Origin of the sequence: Aeromonas sp. ASNIH4 (genome assembly GCF_002934425.1) — a bacterium.
Lineage (GTDB): Bacteria > Pseudomonadota > Gammaproteobacteria > Enterobacterales > Aeromonadaceae > Aeromonas > Aeromonas hydrophila.
This window is the reverse complement of record NZ_CP026221.1, coordinates 66,482-82,880: the sequence shown is the minus strand read 5'-3', so window position 1 is coordinate 82,880 and position 16,399 is coordinate 66,482. Positions and strand designations below refer to the sequence as shown.

The 16,399-nt window shown below is 54.1% G+C and carries 11 protein-coding genes; 3 read left to right on the top strand and 8 right to left on the bottom strand.

All coding sequences use genetic code 11. The annotated features are described in order from the left end of the window. Positions 1-32: 32 nt before the first annotated feature. From C2U40_RS26350 to C2U40_RS25485, 7 genes are all read right to left on the bottom strand, one after another. A complete protein-coding gene (locus C2U40_RS26350; RefSeq protein ID WP_128345047.1) occupies positions 33-302 on the bottom strand; it encodes a hypothetical protein in 270 nt (89 codons plus the stop codon). 349 nt (positions 303-651) lie between these two features. Then, positions 652-1,053, bottom strand: a complete 402-nt coding sequence (locus tag C2U40_RS25515) for an H-NS family histone-like protein (protein WP_103828375.1) — start codon at positions 1,051-1,053, stop codon at positions 652-654. A 608-nt stretch (positions 1,054-1,661) separates the two neighbouring features. Next, positions 1,662-2,447 carry a hypothetical protein gene (locus tag C2U40_RS25510; protein ID WP_103828376.1) on the bottom strand — a complete coding sequence of 262 codons (786 nt, stop codon included), beginning with the start codon at positions 2,445-2,447 and terminating at the stop codon, positions 1,662-1,664. A gap of 2,584 nt (positions 2,448-5,031) precedes the next feature. Next, positions 5,032-5,334 carry a hypothetical protein gene (locus tag C2U40_RS25500; RefSeq protein ID WP_103828378.1) on the bottom strand — a complete coding sequence of 101 codons (303 nt, stop codon included), beginning with the start codon at positions 5,332-5,334 and terminating at the stop codon, positions 5,032-5,034. A 13-nt stretch (positions 5,335-5,347) separates the two neighbouring features. Beyond that, positions 5,348-5,725: a hypothetical protein gene (locus C2U40_RS25495; protein WP_103828379.1), complete on the bottom strand. Its 378-nt coding sequence runs from the start codon at positions 5,723-5,725 to the stop codon at positions 5,348-5,350. A gap of 26 nt (positions 5,726-5,751) precedes the next feature. Continuing rightward, positions 5,752-6,165, bottom strand: a complete 414-nt coding sequence (locus tag C2U40_RS25490; RefSeq protein WP_206618415.1) for a hypothetical protein — start codon at positions 6,163-6,165, stop codon at positions 5,752-5,754. Positions 6,166-6,413: 248 nt separating this feature from the next. After that, entirely contained in the window at positions 6,414-6,731 is a 318-nt protein-coding gene (locus tag C2U40_RS25485) for a hypothetical protein (protein ID WP_103828380.1), read from the bottom strand. A gap of 1,384 nt (positions 6,732-8,115) precedes the next feature. Here C2U40_RS25485 and C2U40_RS25480 point away from each other — a divergent pair. Further along, entirely contained in the window at positions 8,116-9,210 is a 1,095-nt protein-coding gene (locus C2U40_RS25480) for an SAM-dependent DNA methyltransferase (protein WP_103828381.1), read from the top strand. Between the two features lie 2 nt (positions 9,211-9,212). Here C2U40_RS25480 and C2U40_RS25475 read toward each other — a convergent pair whose 3' ends face one another. Next, entirely contained in the window at positions 9,213-10,415 is a 1,203-nt protein-coding gene (locus C2U40_RS25475) for an ISL3-like element ISAeme19 family transposase (RefSeq protein WP_081000878.1), read from the bottom strand. A gap of 26 nt (positions 10,416-10,441) precedes the next feature. Between C2U40_RS25475 and C2U40_RS25470 the strand changes: the two genes are divergently transcribed. Beyond that, positions 10,442-14,434, top strand: a complete 3,993-nt coding sequence (locus tag C2U40_RS25470) for a helicase-related protein (RefSeq protein WP_158656469.1) — start codon at positions 10,442-10,444, stop codon at positions 14,432-14,434. A gap of 158 nt (positions 14,435-14,592) precedes the next feature. After that, positions 14,593-16,353 carry a PRTRC system ParB family protein gene (locus tag C2U40_RS25465; protein WP_103829024.1) on the top strand — a complete coding sequence of 587 codons (1,761 nt, stop codon included), beginning with the start codon at positions 14,593-14,595 and terminating at the stop codon, positions 16,351-16,353. Positions 16,354-16,399 lie beyond the last annotated feature (46 nt).

The window sequence follows — 16,399 nt, the reverse complement described above, 5'->3', positions numbered from 1 at the left end:
TTCCTGTTTCTGTGCCCTGGAGGCTTAAATTGTTAAGCCGCCTTCTCTGCAAGCGCGTTCGCAAGCAGCAAGGGCCACGCAGGATCGACACTGTTCAATGCCTGAATGACTTGATCAGCATCTAAAACGCAAGATGTGAATGTTGAATTAAGTTTGTCTATGTCTGCGGCCGGCGATCTCACAACTGTTCTTATGAAGTTGCATCCTTCGCCTGGGTTCACGCTTGCATAAACGTTGGATTCCCCCAGCCTTACAAGCTGGCCAGTAGAGATAAGTTCTCCAGTTTTGGTTACTTCGAACATGATTATGCCTCGTTGAATTTGGTTTTAATCCCGGGTTGGTGTTGGTCACGAGTGACACATTGCGGACCGAGTGCCATAAGACAGCCTTGGGCTGTTTCTGCATGTACGCTGACGCCGGAGAATAACCGGTGAACGGACATGCAGAATCAGCCTACGAGGGCTTGGGTGATGGATCACAGGTGGAAGTACCTGCAGAGTGCAGGTAGAGTTGATGTTGGTGCCAGGCCGGGCGGCCTGTCCCCACGTAGGCACCGAGGACTTATACAGAATAACCTAGCGGACTAATATCTGGCAATCTGGTACAGATTTAAAAATTGATGGCCATGCATAAATGGCATGGCCATCACATTCAGATGAGGAAATCGTCCAGCGAGCGCCCTTGTGCTATCTGCTCAGCCAAGTGCTTCGGGGTGCGCCCCTGACCTGTCCAAGTCTGTTCGTTTCCATCAACAACATAACGATACTTGGGCGGTCTCGGAGCGCGTTTTTTCTTTTCACTAGAGTTTACGCCTGAAGCATCCCCGACAAGTTCTTTGGGGTCGATGCCGGCCTTGGCCAGCAACTCCTGGAACTCTGCCAACTTACTCATTCGTTCTGATTGAGCAGCCTTTTCTTTGTCTACTTGAGTCTTACGTTCCAAGTACACCAACTCGAATTTTTCGTGGGCCTCTTGTACTTGTTCAAAGGGCAGATCTCGAAGTGCTGCCCGGAGGCTTCGAATATTCAACAGCATTTTCAAAAATTCTTGCATGTGTGATCCCTACTAAAAAATTCAACGGAAAGAAACTAACTATTAATGCTCAATAATTGTCACTCTCCGCTTACCCCATTCTGAGAGTTGTCTATAAACGACTGCGCATCAGCTTTAGATTATATTGATCTCATAAAAATGAAAATGATATTTTTCATGTTTCGGATACTCTGAGTATTTTTTCTACCCCCACATCACCCATCATGCCCCCAGATTGGTAACTTTGGCTATATGATCCGATTCCACCCCGGCAGTGGCCCGCGGCGACCAAGACGGAACAACCGATTGGCAATAGCACTGAAGACATACCGCACTGGTTGGTAGCCTTAGAGCAAGCCACCAGAACATAACTGCGGTGTTCGAGCCCTACACTTGACGAATCACTGGTTGGCTGGGCCGCCGCAAACACTTGTGCGACGGCTTAGTTCCACAGCAATGCTTGCGGCACCCTTGAGCCACAATGGGCCGCGACTTGCAAGAGCTCCCCTACAACCCAAACTGAATAATCTGCTCTGGTGGCGGTTAATCTTCAAGAACATCATCAATCTACCCACCAAAGTGCCGACCAACCTAGTGCTGGGTCTCACCCTAATAACCATTCAACCGAATTAATTTTTGTATAGATTGATTGGGCAACTATTTTGTAATTGAGGAACGTCTACCATTCTACGTATTGCCAATCTTGCAAGCGCAAGATTGAATCCGATATCTATATCCTGCTCAGGGTATCGAGCGCCCCTCAACTTTATAACTACATTTAAATTACTACCGGTTGTGAACTCAGACCATACGAGTGTATCTTGCTTACAACCAAAATAGTCCAACAGGGCTATTACATTCTTAGCATAAACACCCTTATAATTACTAATAGCAACTGCATCGGCGAAGTGTTTATATGCTTCAAAGTATTCCCCTTTCTCAACTCCCAACCTTCCAATGTAGCTATATGATGCAGCTAACCCCTCATGAGATAAAGTTTTGTCACCAGAACTAAACTTAATAAATTCAACAAACTGCTCCGACTGAGTTTTTGTCAGTTCAAACTCATCCAGATTAACCATGGCCGGCAAATTGACAATAATATTTGCGTCATTTTTTTCCATTCCTGAAAGAAATGCATTTTTGGCTAACTTTACCCACTCCAAACGCTCTTCTGTTACATAACAAATCCGGGATGAAAAACGTTCACAGTTTGGTTCCATAACATCAAGCATTCTTCGCTCATCAAGATGCTTTATTAAGGCATTTCCATAAACAGTTAAATTGATTGCATTATCCATGCTTTGATTGTGGTACTTATCAACAAGTCTCACTCCCTCATAATCTGTGTCTTTGCACCCGCAGAGAACAGCACCCAGGACCACCATACAAAAAGTAATCTCAAATTTTTTCATATTTCCCTACCATTCCTTCATACATAAGTAATTACCGATAGCACTACGCTTTTATCGTCCATGCTCTCTTCGATATAATCTGCATGAAAATCCGAGCTATCTTACAAATAAAACTCCCGATCCTCATGGGGACCTACGAGTATGCTTGGTGCAGAACTATCAGTGCTGATTCTCCCGCTATTTTGTCTAATGCAAGGCTGTCATCGACTCAACACCGAGTTATTCAGGGCACCGGCCTGTTAGTGCTCCAAGCATCCCACGGGGGCCTTGTTCCACTTGCAATACCGGCACCACCCAGCCGGTACTGGCCAACTTGAGCGCCGAGCTCGCAGCAGCCCGGGGCCACCTGATGCACAGACCCGCCGGACCCAGTACCGGCACAACCCCGCCGGCAGTGGCCAACCTTGGCGACGAGCTCGCAGCAGCCCGGGGCCGCCTGATGCACAGACCCGCCGGACCCAGTACCGACACAACCCCGCCGGCAGTGGCCAACCTTGGCGACGAGCTCGCAGCAGCCCGGGGCCACCTGCAGCACTGACCCACCGGACGCAGTACCGGATCCACAGCCAACCTAGACGCCGGGACCGCGGAGGCCCGCAGCCACCTACGGCACCGGCAACACCGGACACTGCGCCAGATCCCCCCGCCAGCTGTCGCCACCCTGGCACCGAGAGCTCGGCGGCCCAACTGGCGCAGCACCTGATCACCCTGCCGGCACTGGCCACCTTGGGCGTCGAGCTCGCAGCGACCCGGGACCACCTGCAGCACAGACCCAACAGACGCAGTAACGGATCCCCCGCCGGCAATGGCCAACCTGGGCGACGAGCTCGCAGCAGCCCAGGGCCACCTGCAGCACTAACCCACCGGACGCAGTACAGGATCCCCCGCTGGCAATGGCCAACCTGGGCACCGAGACTTCGGCGGCCCGCAGGACGCTGCACCGGCCTCCCACCCGGTCGACGGCTACTTTGGGTGACGATCTCGCAGTAGCCCAGTACCACCTGTTACTCCTTCCCACCGGGCGAAACACCGAATCACACGCCGGCTGTGGTCACCCTGGTCGTCGGACTCCCAGCGGCCCAGGGCCACCTGCTACTCCTTCCCACTAGGCGAAGCGCCGGGTCACCCCGCCACCGCTGGGTAACCTCTGCCCGAAACCGCAGCGACCCGAGGCCACCGGCAGCACAGACCCGCCGGACCCAGTACCGGCACCACCCCACCGGCAGTGACCAACCTGAGCGCTGAGACCGCGGCGTCCAGGGGCCACTTGCTGCACCGGCAACACGGGGCGCACAGACCCGCCGGATGCAGTTCCGGATCACCCGCCGGCTGTGGCCCCCTGGGTGCCGGCTCGCAACTGCCCGGGGCCACCGGCTACACCGACCCAACTGGCGCAGCACCTGATCACCCAGCCGGCAGTGGCCACCCAGGGCGTTGAGCTCGCAGTGGCCTGAGGCCACCGGAAGCACAGACCCGCCGGATGCATTACCTGATACACCCCGCCGGCGGGACCGCGGAGGCCCGCAGCCACCTGGTGCACCGACCCCCACCCGGTCGATGGCCACCCTGGGCGCCGGCTCGCAACTGCCCGGGGCCACCGGCTACACCGACCCAACTGGTGCAGTACCTGATCACCCCGCCAGCAGTGGCCACCCAGGGCGCCGGCTCGCAGCTGTACGGAGCTACCTGCAGCACCGACCCACCGGACGCAGTGCCGGATCCACCCCGCCGGCGTTGGCCACCCTCGGCGCCAGGACCGCGGAGGTCCGCAGCCACCTACGGCACCGGCAACACCGGACACTGTGCCAGATCCCACCGCCAGCAGTGGCCAACCAGGGCGACGAGCTTGCATCTGTACGGAGCTACCTGCAGCACCGACCCACCGGACGCAGTACCGGATCCACCCTGCCAGCAGTGGCCACCCTCGGCGCCGGGACCGCGGTGGCCCGCAGCCACCTACGGCACCGGCAACACCGGACACAGCGCCAGATCCCACCGCCTGCAGTGGCCAACCTGGGCGACAAGCTCGCAGCAGCCCGGGGCCACCTGCTGCACCGGCAACACCGGACACTGCGCCAGATCCCACCGCCAGCAGTGGCCACCCAGGGCGTGGAGCACGCAGCGGCCCGGGGCCACCTGCAGCACAGACCCACCGGACGCAGTACCGGATCCACCCCGCCAGCAGTGGCCACCCTCGGCGCCGGGACCGCGGAGGCCCGCAGCCACCTATGGCACCGGCAGCACAGACCCGCCGGGCGCAGTAACGGATAATAAAAATCCGCCTCAAGGGGCGGATTAGGTTTTTCCAATTTCAATAAGTGGTGATCAGCGCGGTGCCCGGCAGCATCTTGACGCAGTTGGTGACGATAGGGCGTTGAGGTTCAATGGCCTTACCTGCCTCCTGCATTGACTCACCAGCCTGCTGCAAGGCCTACAACAGTCGTCGATAAGCCTACGTAAGGGCAAGGCAAATACTGTTATCCATTCGGTCGGCAAAGCGTTCTGCCGGGTTTCTGCACTCGGCCAAGACGCCAGTACAACGGAGCCAAGCGCCATTTGCTTGATCTTCATTGGTGTTTTTCTCTTACTTACCAACTTCGACTTGGGTATCCGAAATCAGCTGCTGCATTTCTTCGATATGGCGGCGATCAGAGTCGTCTAGTTCGGTGCTCTCGGCCAGATAATCCAGATCTTCGGCCAGCCTGAAAGTCAAATTCTGCAACGTGGTAATCCGGCCCAGCGCCACAACCTGAGCCATCGTCAGCCCCTCCCAATTTGACCAGGGACATTCTGCAACAGGGTGCGCCCATGTCTCCCCACTCAGGGTATCCGGCCCATTCCGGGGCTCTAGCTTCGCCCCACAACAACCGCAGTTCTGTTCAGCCATGCCGTATTCCCTCTTACTCAAGCCGCAAACGTTCTTGCGCCATCATTAGCTCATATCCGCTGATCCGATCTACCCCTTGAACATCACGTTTGGGTGATCGAATTTCCTTACCGTTAACTGTGCCCGTCAGTATCCACTGTCGAAGCTGGCCAAGCGATAGGCCCAACTGCTTGGCTGCATCGTCCATGCGCCATGAATACTTGAGAAGTAGATCATCTGCTACTTGGTCAAAATTCCCGGCCAGCATCCGTTCCAGCGCACGACGAGCCAAGCCCTCAGCAATGTCTCCATAGCGGGCAGTGTTGTAAGTAACCCGCAGCCCATTGTACTGCGCCTGCCACTGGCCTGTTGCGGCCTTAAAGGAGAGTCCTTTAGGGAGTCGGTCGCTCACGGTTCCTTTACCTCAATATGACGGGCTTAATGAGCCCACGACTGCGCGTTATATGGAGTCTCCAGCAGCTCACCACGAAGAATGCAGTCCCCTAAGAACGCAGCCCTCGATTCAACCCACTTCACCTCCTCTGGTAGGCAAGCTGCGAGGTCAAACATGCAATAGAGATGGCGTTGCCGGTACGTATCTTTTTCAGATTTGAGCCCATCACGTAAGGCTCGGATGCTTTGAACAATGATCACTTCTTGCCCGCGGTGCAACACGGCTACTCCGCATTTTCGTCCCAACCGACCCAGCTCAAACTGGTCTATGGCACCATCGGCGTAATCCAGTTCAACGATGCGGGCGGCCTGACCTTCAATCAGCTTAAGTGCAACTTCTTTGCTACCCGCTTGCAGAATATTCATCGTTTTTCCCAAGTAATCATCACTCAATGTCATTTGTGGGTTCTTTACACCAGGCTCTAGATGTTCCAATGGCCACCACCCCCATCACTACGCCTGCCAAAAACACGCATAGAAAGGTCAAGCATAAACTCTCATATCTAATTGATATATCGACCAAAACAATCAAAGAAAATATCGCAATAAGAACTATCAATCCAGCTATCGGATGTAACCTTATGCCTAAATTTCTAACCGATGTTGGTTTACCATATTGTTTAAAGTTCAACCCCATTTTCCCTCGATCAGTTGCTTGTTGCTGCGAGCATATCAGCCGCCATGACGTTAGCCAGCTCGGGAGCCAATACTGTAGTGGCGCTGATCAGCCTGTACTCGCTCGTCTCATACTCGCTCGGCCAGCCTACCAGTTCGGCATGAACCTTGATAAGGCCGGACTTCGACAAACCAGCGCCGAGAGCTTCAATAAACTGCTTGTCGCCATCCTCGGCTATATCATCAAGAACCATCTTCCGCACATCCGCGTCATGTGATGACACCTCAAGAACGGCACCGGCCGACCAGCTCACACCAAGTGCTATCAATGCTGTAAATGTCATTTCCATGGTCTTTGATTCCTTGCTTTCCAATCAGCTTGCTTTCGCGTAAGGAGCCGGTGGTCTCCCCTTTCACGTATCTTCGACATTGCCGGTTCTTTGTAAAGATGCACACTCTACTTGTGCCGGCATTGTGTGGTTTTCACACAATGGCCATCAGTTTCTCAGTGCTAATTCTCCCACTGGTTTTACCAATGCAAGGCGGCCGCCCCTTCAACACAGGTATTCAGGCCGCCGACTTCGCCGGACGCTGTGGACTTGATCTCTCAACCAGCTCGGCACAGGTCCGGGGCGATCCAGCCCTACCACACCGGCAGCGTAAACGCTGAACATCGATTAGCTCGGTGGTCCATTGCCACCTGCAGCCACTGGATGCTAATCCATATCACTGGTTGAGGTCGTTCTTAGCTCCGTGCACCAGATCAATGACACCAGAGCTGGCCGCTCTGGAGGCGCAGTAAGCACCATCGGATAAAGGTTCCCGAACTCTACATTCACCCCGGCAAGGGCCCTCAGGTCACCAGCCGTGTCGACCCCAAATATCAAGCCGGTCGGCAGCTCGCTTCCACCTACAGTGCTAGCAGCGCCGAACTATACACCTGACCTCCGGAACCAGCCCTAACCACTCTGAACCTACGTACCAGCTCAGTGGTACCGGCGTGCCCCCTTGGACGCTGAGCTCACAGCGGCCCAAGGCATGTCAGATCCCTCCCCTCCTCTCGGCCGAAGCGAGCTAAACCGGAGCCCTGGGTCCCGAGATCGGCATGCACACCGACAAAAGCCCACAACCATCCCCAGGCCCCTCCGCTCACCGGCACCGGTGCAGGTCTCCCAGGACGCCGAATCCACTGTGGCCAGGGGTCCGTAACATCTGGTCCTTCAAGGGTACTGGGTCCAGAACTCGGCAAGCACACCAACTAGATCCCGCCACCACCATTGCAGGCCCCACTAAACACCTGCACCGACCCAGGATCCGTTGAACACTTCGCACAAGCTCACTGGTGCCCCCTTCCCTGAAATCAACCAGTAGGCATCCCACACCAGGTCACCAGCCCCGACGCTAGCCGCTCAGGGGGTGCCTTGAAAGACGCCGTAGCACAGAGGCCCGAATTCAGCATGCACACAGACAAAAGCCTGGGCCTAGCACACGAGTGAGATCTTCCGGGCCACTTGCTGTACCGCGAGCACATTGATAGTGCAGGCCAACACCAATCAGAACTGGGGGCTAATCAGGCGTGTGTTCAGGAGGCTGTGACTGGCGGGCTCGCCAGTGAATACCTGCAACTTGCTGACGGAATGGATTTGCCCGTCAGTGCGCTCATGGCGCCAGTTGCATTGCGAAGATCTGGGGGATGATCGAAGTAAGCAAAAAAATCGTCTACGGGTGCTATAAATGTCCTTTTTGAACGCAACGGCTTTCCTTGATTACTTGTTCTGCCCTCCCCTTTCAGGGCACAAAACAACCGTCATCGCAAAAACGGTGTCCCAAAAAATCAGGTGCAATATTGAAGCGATCAAAATTGTAAAGCGCTGCTTGGCTGATGGCTCGCTGGCTGTATCTGACGTCGAGCGTGATGTCCTTACTCAGTATACCGGATGGGGTCAACTATCAGGACTCTTTGAGCCAGAACACCCCCAGCATGCCGAATTGAAATCGCTAGTCACTCAAGCAGAATTCGCTGCGTTGGAAGCATCTGTATTGACCTCCTATTACACCTCCGAATGGATTATTGATGCCATGTATCGTGCCGTGGCACGCCTGGGTGTGCAGGAAGGTCTATTACTCGATTTCGCTACAGGCTCAGGTAAATTTTTGGCGGGGCGCCCAGCGACTCTTTCAGCGATGAAATCCTTTGCTGTTGAGCTGGATGGCCTGACAGGGACTATCGCCCGCCTGCTGAACCCTGCAGCCAAGATCTATGTCAATCAGCCGTTCGAGCAAGTAAAGCTCCCGAATAGTGGCGACTTTTCCCTAGTTATTGGAAACCCGCCATACTGCTCTGTTCCTGCCAGGGATAGAGCATTTGGCACTCTTCCACTACATGCCTACTTTCTGATTAGGGGGTTGAGCGAACTGCACCACGGCGGGCTAATGGCTGTTGTCGTATCAAGCTGGGTAATGGACTCGAAAGATAACGATGCGCGGCTATCTCTCTCGGCCAGGGGAAATTTGGTTGCAGCCTGTCGTCTGCCGAATTCGGTGTTCAAGGGTGAAGGAGCCAACGTTGTTACCGATATTCTGGTCTTTCAAGCCTGCCAGCACCCGGAAGAAAACCCTTCATGGATCGACACCGTAGAGGTCAACGACGAAGCAGGCTCGGCATATCGTGTGAATCGCTTGTTTGTGGATCGTCCTGAACTCGTCGCCGGCAAAATCTCAGCTCCTAGCACCTTCAATGTGTCTTGCAACGTTGCAGACCCTGGCCGTGATCTTGCGAGTGTTGTAACTGAAATCCTCGATATCCAGACTTCCAACCCCTTATTTTAGGTTCATCGCGGCTTTCCGGGGAAGGCCGCCTTGATTTTCAGAAAAAAGTATTCTGAGTCCCTAAATCCATATGCCATACGCTTTATCACTTTGATCTTGTTGTTCACCCCTTCCAGCACACTCGTGTGCATCGGGTAGTTTGCACTCGCCAGGATCCCCCGCATATATTTCGATAAATTTCGACCAAATCGTTGCAGCGGCGCTAGCCCGCTTTCCTTCACCTGCCGCATCCAGCTCCGCCATCGTCGCCATCCTTCCCACACGCTCGGCGCATACCAGATGCCCTTCAACCCCTCTTTCAGCACGTACACCATCGCCAGCGGTTGATTCGCCGCCAACAGCTCCTGCAACTTCACATCCTGTTTTTCACTCAACTTCGCCCGATTACGTAGCAGCAACCAACGCGCACTTTTGACCACTTTTCGCGCCGGTTTATCGCTTTTCAGTGCATTCGCCTGCTCCACTCGCACCCGGTCCACCACCTCTCGGCCATAGCGAGCCACCACGTGGAACAGGTCGTAGACCACCTCCGCCTGCGGGCAGTGTTGCTTCACCTCCAGGTCGAACGCCGTGTTCATGTCCATCGCCACCGCTTCAATCTGCTGGCATCGCTCGCCGAGCTGCTCGAAGAAGGGACGGATAGCGGCCCGGCTGTTGCCGTGCCCCACCCACAGGACGCGGGTTCGCTCGGCATCCATGATCACGGTGGCATAGCGGTGTCCCTTGTGCAGGGCAAACTCATCCATCACCAGCCGCCGCACCTCCCCAAGTTCGATGGTGCCCACACTGGTCTGCAAACGGCGCTTGTCGATCTCCTTGATGGTGTGCCAACCGACCCCGGTGAGCTGGCTGACATGGCGGATGGGGAGGTACTGAACGAGCGCTTCAATCCAGCACTGCATGCGCCGGGTGAGGCGGGAGCCAGAGGGGAGCCAGTCGATATGTTCACTGACGCGACCACAGCGCAGACAGTCGACGCGGCGAACAGGCAGTTGTAACCAGACTTGTCGGTCAAATAGGTCTCGCTCACGCACCCGGCGGATACGTTGGTCGTGGATCAATGGCGTGGGTTGCAGGCATCGGCGACAACGGGGCAAGAAGTCGGCGCGAGGCTCAAGGGTAAACAGGGTGTGATGGTTGGCAGAAAGCGCTTGGGCGATGACGGTATAACCTGGCCAGAAGGAGGCAATATCAATATGATGCACGGCGACAGCAGGGTGATGGTGGTGGTGTGTTTGGAGACAGCCAGTTTACCAGCACCCTGTCTGTCAACTTCCACTTCCCCAAGATCCCGCGAAGAACCTTATTTTACCGTAAGTCTACGGTTCCAGTTGCAAGGAAAGGCGTCATTTCTGCCCCCGCTGGTATGAGCGATGTTGGGCCATATGAGTTTTGCCAAACTCCGGCGGGCGAGCTGATGCGTCGAGTGGCAGATCATGTTGATGAAAACGGGGCTAAGGTGCCCACGTTCCAACAGTGCGAGTTTAAATCAGCCAAGGATAGGCTGCGTGTATCGGCCATGCTGAGAGTTAAGAGGGTCTTGGCATCACTCATCAACGCAGAGCAAAGCAATGCGCCAGACACCAGCTTGCGAGCTATTAGGGCTGATCTTAATGCAACCTATGACCGCTTTACTGCCGACTTCGGTCCGTTCCACGCCTCAAAAAACAAATCTGTACTTGGGGAAGATCCGTGGTATTACCGCTTACGTGCTCTCGAGCTGGACTACATCGCACCGATCAGTACCACGGTTGCCGAAAAGGAGGGCATCGCAGAGCGTAAAGAGCAATGGAGTAAGGGGGATCTGTTCACCCGCCGCGCAATCACTCCGTTGATCACTCCCAGCTATGCCGCGAACCTTGCCGACGCCGTGCTAATTTCCGTGAGCTACAAGGGTGAGGTCGATCTTTCATACGTTCGGGATCTGGTCGGCTTTAAAGGGACAGACCAAGAACTTTTGCATCAGTTGGCCGAACAATCTCTGGCATTTGCCGAACCAGATAGTGGCAACCTGGTCATTGCTGCAAAGTACCTTTCAGGTTACATCCCCAGCAAGATTGAGGCTGCACAAGGAGCGGCCGAATCCGACCCTCTGTTTGCTATCAATGTTGCCAAACTGCAGCGAGTCATGCCCTCCCCCATCAAGGCGGTAGACATTTTTGCACCGATGAACTCCCGTTGGCTGCCTAACCATTTCCACGCCGATTTTATCCGCCATCTGGTCGATCAGCCCAAATTGAATGCACAAGTTACCCTTATCGACAACGAGTATCATGTTTCGCATGGCTCTCTTCCTCAAACCGTCTTAACCTCTGAATGGGGTACGCAGCGCCGCGATATGACCACCTTGCTCATTGCGCTTTTGAACAATCGCGCGATTGAGGTACGCGATCCACATCCGAGCATATCTAATACGACTGTTCCGAACCCGGACGAAACAATGGCCGCCCAACACAAAGCAGAGGAAATTAAGGCGGCCTGGGAGTCGTGGGTGCTGGATGATTCCGAACGCCGCAACGAAATTGAGCTTGCTTATAACGCACATTTCAACGGCTTTGTTGCCCCAAAATATAATGGCTCACGCCTGCCTTTAGCTGGTAGTGCAGTAGACCTATATCACACACAGAGAAACGCCATTGCTCGGGTCATTCATGAGTCGTGCACTTTGATCGATCACGCTGTCGGCGCCGGAAAAACGTTCACAATGATTGGCGCGGCAAGCGAACTAAGACGCATTAATAAATATGAGCGTGTAGTGCTGGTCGCGCCTAATCATCTTGTTGCTCAGCATGCCACCGCTGCACAATTTATTTTCCCTGGCATGAACATCTTTGTGCTCGATAAAACGATGATGACCCCGGCCACACGCCGCACAGCCTTAGCCCGCCTTGCAATGACAGACTTCGATCTATGCATCATCCCGCTGAGTGTGTTCGGGCTAATCCCAGCCCCTCACGATCTCTTAGTAGAAATGTTGGAAGCAGAGATTGATGATCTTCACCGGTGTTTGTCGGAGCTGAAAAATGAGCGGTTATCTGTACGCCGGATGCAGACGCGGATCCAGCGCAAAGAAGCAGAACTCGAAGAACTGGTGAACAAACGCACTGATGAAATGCTCGACTTTGCTGACCTAAGGATCACAACTCTAATCATTGATGAGAGCCAATTCGGTAAGAACCTAAGTTATTCTTCATCCCTGCAAAGCGTTGCCGGCATGGGCCAGGCATCAGGCAGTAAGCGTGCCTTTGATCTATTTATCAAAAGCCGTGCTGTTCTGCGTGCCGGTGGGCGATATGTTGAGGCTACCGGAACACCAATCCTCAACTCCGTTGTGGAAGCACATCGACATCTGCGAGTGATGGCCGAAGATTTTACTCAGTCAGCAAAGCTGACCCACTTTGACGCATTCAGTGCCGTTTTCGCCCAGCCAGTGACAGATTATGAATTGGCGGCGTCCGGGCGCGGCTACAAGATGAGAACTCGAATTAGTACATTCACAAATTTGACAGAGCTTCAAGCTATCTACTCAAGCTTCGCTGATGTAGTTACTTCTGAGCAGTTGCCTAATGTCTTGCCAAAACTAGCTGATGGCCGCAGTGCTATACCTCCCCTCACAGGGGGCAAGATCATCGAGCTGGTGATTGAACCCAATGAGCACCAGGAAAACGGCTTCGCCGAAATCGTCAGTGCATATTCTCGAGTCGATAACCGGGAGAACAACCCCCTTAAACTGCTCAACCGGGGGCGAATGCTCTCTCTCGATGCTCGGCTTGTGTACCCAGACGCACCGGACTACCAGGACAGCAAAATTAATACCGTAGTGCGCTACCTGCTCGAAAAATATCAAACGACAACTAGCGTTCGCGGTACTCAGATGGTCTTCATGGATCGCAGCATTCCCGCTCGCCATCGTGCCGGAGCTTCGAAAGAGTGGGCGGCAATATTCAACCTTGCTAGGCAGGGTGATGAAGAAGCGTTAGAGCGTATTGAAGGCCTAGACGAACTCGAACTTACCGCCATGGTCTGCAGTTCATTCAGCCTCTACGATGAGCTGGTAGAAAAATTGGTTGAGGGTGGCGTCCCCCGCAACGAGATCGCAGTGATCCACGATTACCGGACGGACACCAGAAAGGAAGCGTTGCGTGACATGATGAATGAGGGGCAGATCCGAATTTTGCTTGGCTCTACTGAACTGGCAGGCTCTGGGCTCAATATCAACCGGCGTTTGGTTTCGTTGGTTCACTTCGATCTCCCATATCGGCCCGGTGATTTGGCGCAACGAGCTGGCCGCATTGAGCGCCAAGGCAATCTGTTATGGGCGAATGACCCCGAGTTCACCATTGATATTGTCGTGCCAATCACCCGTCGCTGTCTTGATGCTTGGCAACTGGGTTTGCTCAACACCAAGCAGCGCTTTATCAGCCGTTTCCGTCAACTCGATAGCTCAGTCCGGCACTACACAGAGCAAAATGAAGCGATTGATTATGCCGAGTTAAGCGCCATCGTAGCCGATGACCCGCGAATCCTGGCTCATGTCAAAGGCAAAGCAAAGCTGCGAAAGCTTGAGGCAGCCCGGAATAACTGGTTCCGGAATCGCGTCAGATTGGACGACCAGGCACAATCCCTTGAGCAAAGAAGCGCAACCTTGGCGACCAAAATACAGATGATTCGAGCCGATGCAGCTAACATTGCGGCCACGGCGGATGAGTTGTTGATCACTGTGGATGGTGTGACATATGAAAAAATGGGGGTGGATTCGACGGCTACAGATCGTCTAAACATAACCGCCGCCGCCCCGGCTGTCGGTTCAAAATATGGCAGACTGAACTACCGTGCAGATATTGGCAGTCAACACGACATGGCTACTTACCGGGGGGCTACTCTGGTCTATGAAAAGCCGTATTTCGCCAAGTTGTGCTTCGCCACCGAGTTCACAGTTCGCGGCCCCTCTGGTCATCACTACGAGCTGAGAAATTTAGAGCGCAATAGCATTAACGCTGTGATGGCCGCCTTTGTCGTGCTCGTCGATACCTTGCCGCGCTTACCAAACATAGCCACGGCCCAAATGGCTACTTGGACAAAGAACGCTACCGACTATCGCACTGAGGCAGCGAAGCCATTCAGCGCCCAAGCAGAGCTTGATGAACTGATCCCATTTTTGCGGCAACTTGAAAAGGAATTGGCAGATTCAGCCACACATTCAGTAAATCAAATGGCCGCTTGAGGAATGATGTACCCCCCCACCTGCTGACAGGGGGGTTGTTCATTGACGAAAGATATTCGTCTGCTATTTGATAGCCCCAACTAATGATTATTGATTTGCCCTCCCTTGCATTGACCGATGCCGTGGGATCATAACCCCATTGAAACCAGAATGGGGTTATGAACATGAACGCATTGAAACAAGGCGCCTCCAACCACACGGATGATTCTTTGGTGATGCTCACTGTTGATCAGGTAGTCGCAGCCCCCTGGGGCAACGTCCGTCGCGGCAGCCGCAACAATACCAAGTGGACGGATTTTCTCGCTGATGTAAGGCTGCGCGGGATCATCCAATCGGTGACGGTTCGCCCCCATCCAGAAGTGGCAGGTGTTTTCGAGCTGTTAGCAGGATATGGCCGTTGGGATGCCGCCAAAATTGTGGGTTGCCCGCTCCCCGCCCTTGTCGTCAATTGCAGTGACTCAGAAGGCGTTGCTATTGGCATGATGGAGAACCTGCAGCGGGAAGACATGGGGCCGGTTGATGAAGCCCACGCAGCACAAACGGCACTAGCTCTATGCAATGGTGATTACGAAGAAGCCCGTAAGCAACTCGGTTGGTCGCTGGGTCGCCTCAAACAGCGCCTGCATCTTACTCGCTGCACTCCGGCAGTGCTTGATGCAATCTCAGCCAAATTGGTTTCACTTCGCCATGCCGATTTGCTCGCAGGTATCAGTGCTGAGGCGCAGAACGCTCTGTTGCCCTCAATTACTGAGAAAAGCCTTAGCGTGGATGCGCTCAAAGCCTTGCTTGGTAAAGCCTCGGCACCGATTTCCTCTGCGCGTTTTGATGTAGGAGATTGCGCCTCCTGCATTCACAACAGCCAGCAACAATCCAGCCTGTTTAATGAGTTCGCTGTTGTTGACGGGGCTGTTTGCCGGAATCTTGTGTGCTTTAAACAAAAAACTGCAGCTATGGTTGCGGCCCGCAAGGGCGAACTCGCCGAGCGTTACGGCACCATCATTGTTCTATCCGAAGTGTCCCAAGGTTCGATTAACCATGTAAGCCATGACACCGTTGGCGCAGAGCAGATGTTTGATGGCTGTTTACCTTGCTCGAAGCGTGTTGCATTGCTCGATGACCGCATTGATACCGCAGGTGATGTGCTCGAAGATCGTTGTACCGACCCAGATTGCTTCAAAACGTGTGTTGCGAAGCACTGTGATGCAGTGGCGGAAGCTGCAGAAATCACTGAACAGGCGAACTGGGCGGCGGGGATTGATCCCGCTCTCACCAATGCAGCCCAACCCTTGCAATTGGATGACGGGAATAAGCAGGCTCCCAATGTGCCCAAAAGAAAGGCTGCCGATAGTGATCCCGCTACCTCTTTGAGTAGTTCGGTGGTTGCAGACCACAAGATAATGCTAAGACGCGCAGCCGTTGAGGCGTGGGGAAGCGACGCAGAGGCTTCACAGCGTTTCCAACTATCAGTTGTTTTGTCGAGCCTTTTGTCCGTTGCTGGCAAAGCAACCTTTGGACGCGCCCTGCCGGATACCATTGCTGATAGCAGCAAAAGTATTGAGGCGTTGCGAAGCGAGATCGCCAGTACCATGAGCTTTATCGTCGAGCGTTTGGACGGCACCGGCTACTGCCCGATGGTGGACGTTATGATGGCCACTCTCCCCCACGCTCCTAACGCTAAGGAGAAGGCTATAGCCCAATGGGTTCCCACACCCGAGCGACTGAAAAGTTACACGACAGATACAATCACCTTCATCTTGAAGGAGTCCGGCTTCTTGACTGCCTATGAGGCTGCCCACGATGCCAAGGCACTGAAAAAGCTTATCGGTATGAACAAAGGCGATCTTATCAAGACAGTTGGCTCCTTTGAGTTCAGTTGGTCAGGCTACGCCCCCAGCTTTTACTTTAAGGGGTTTGAATAGTCCCTCTCCCCTCCCCCGCTTAGTAGGCGGGGGAACACCCCTTTAT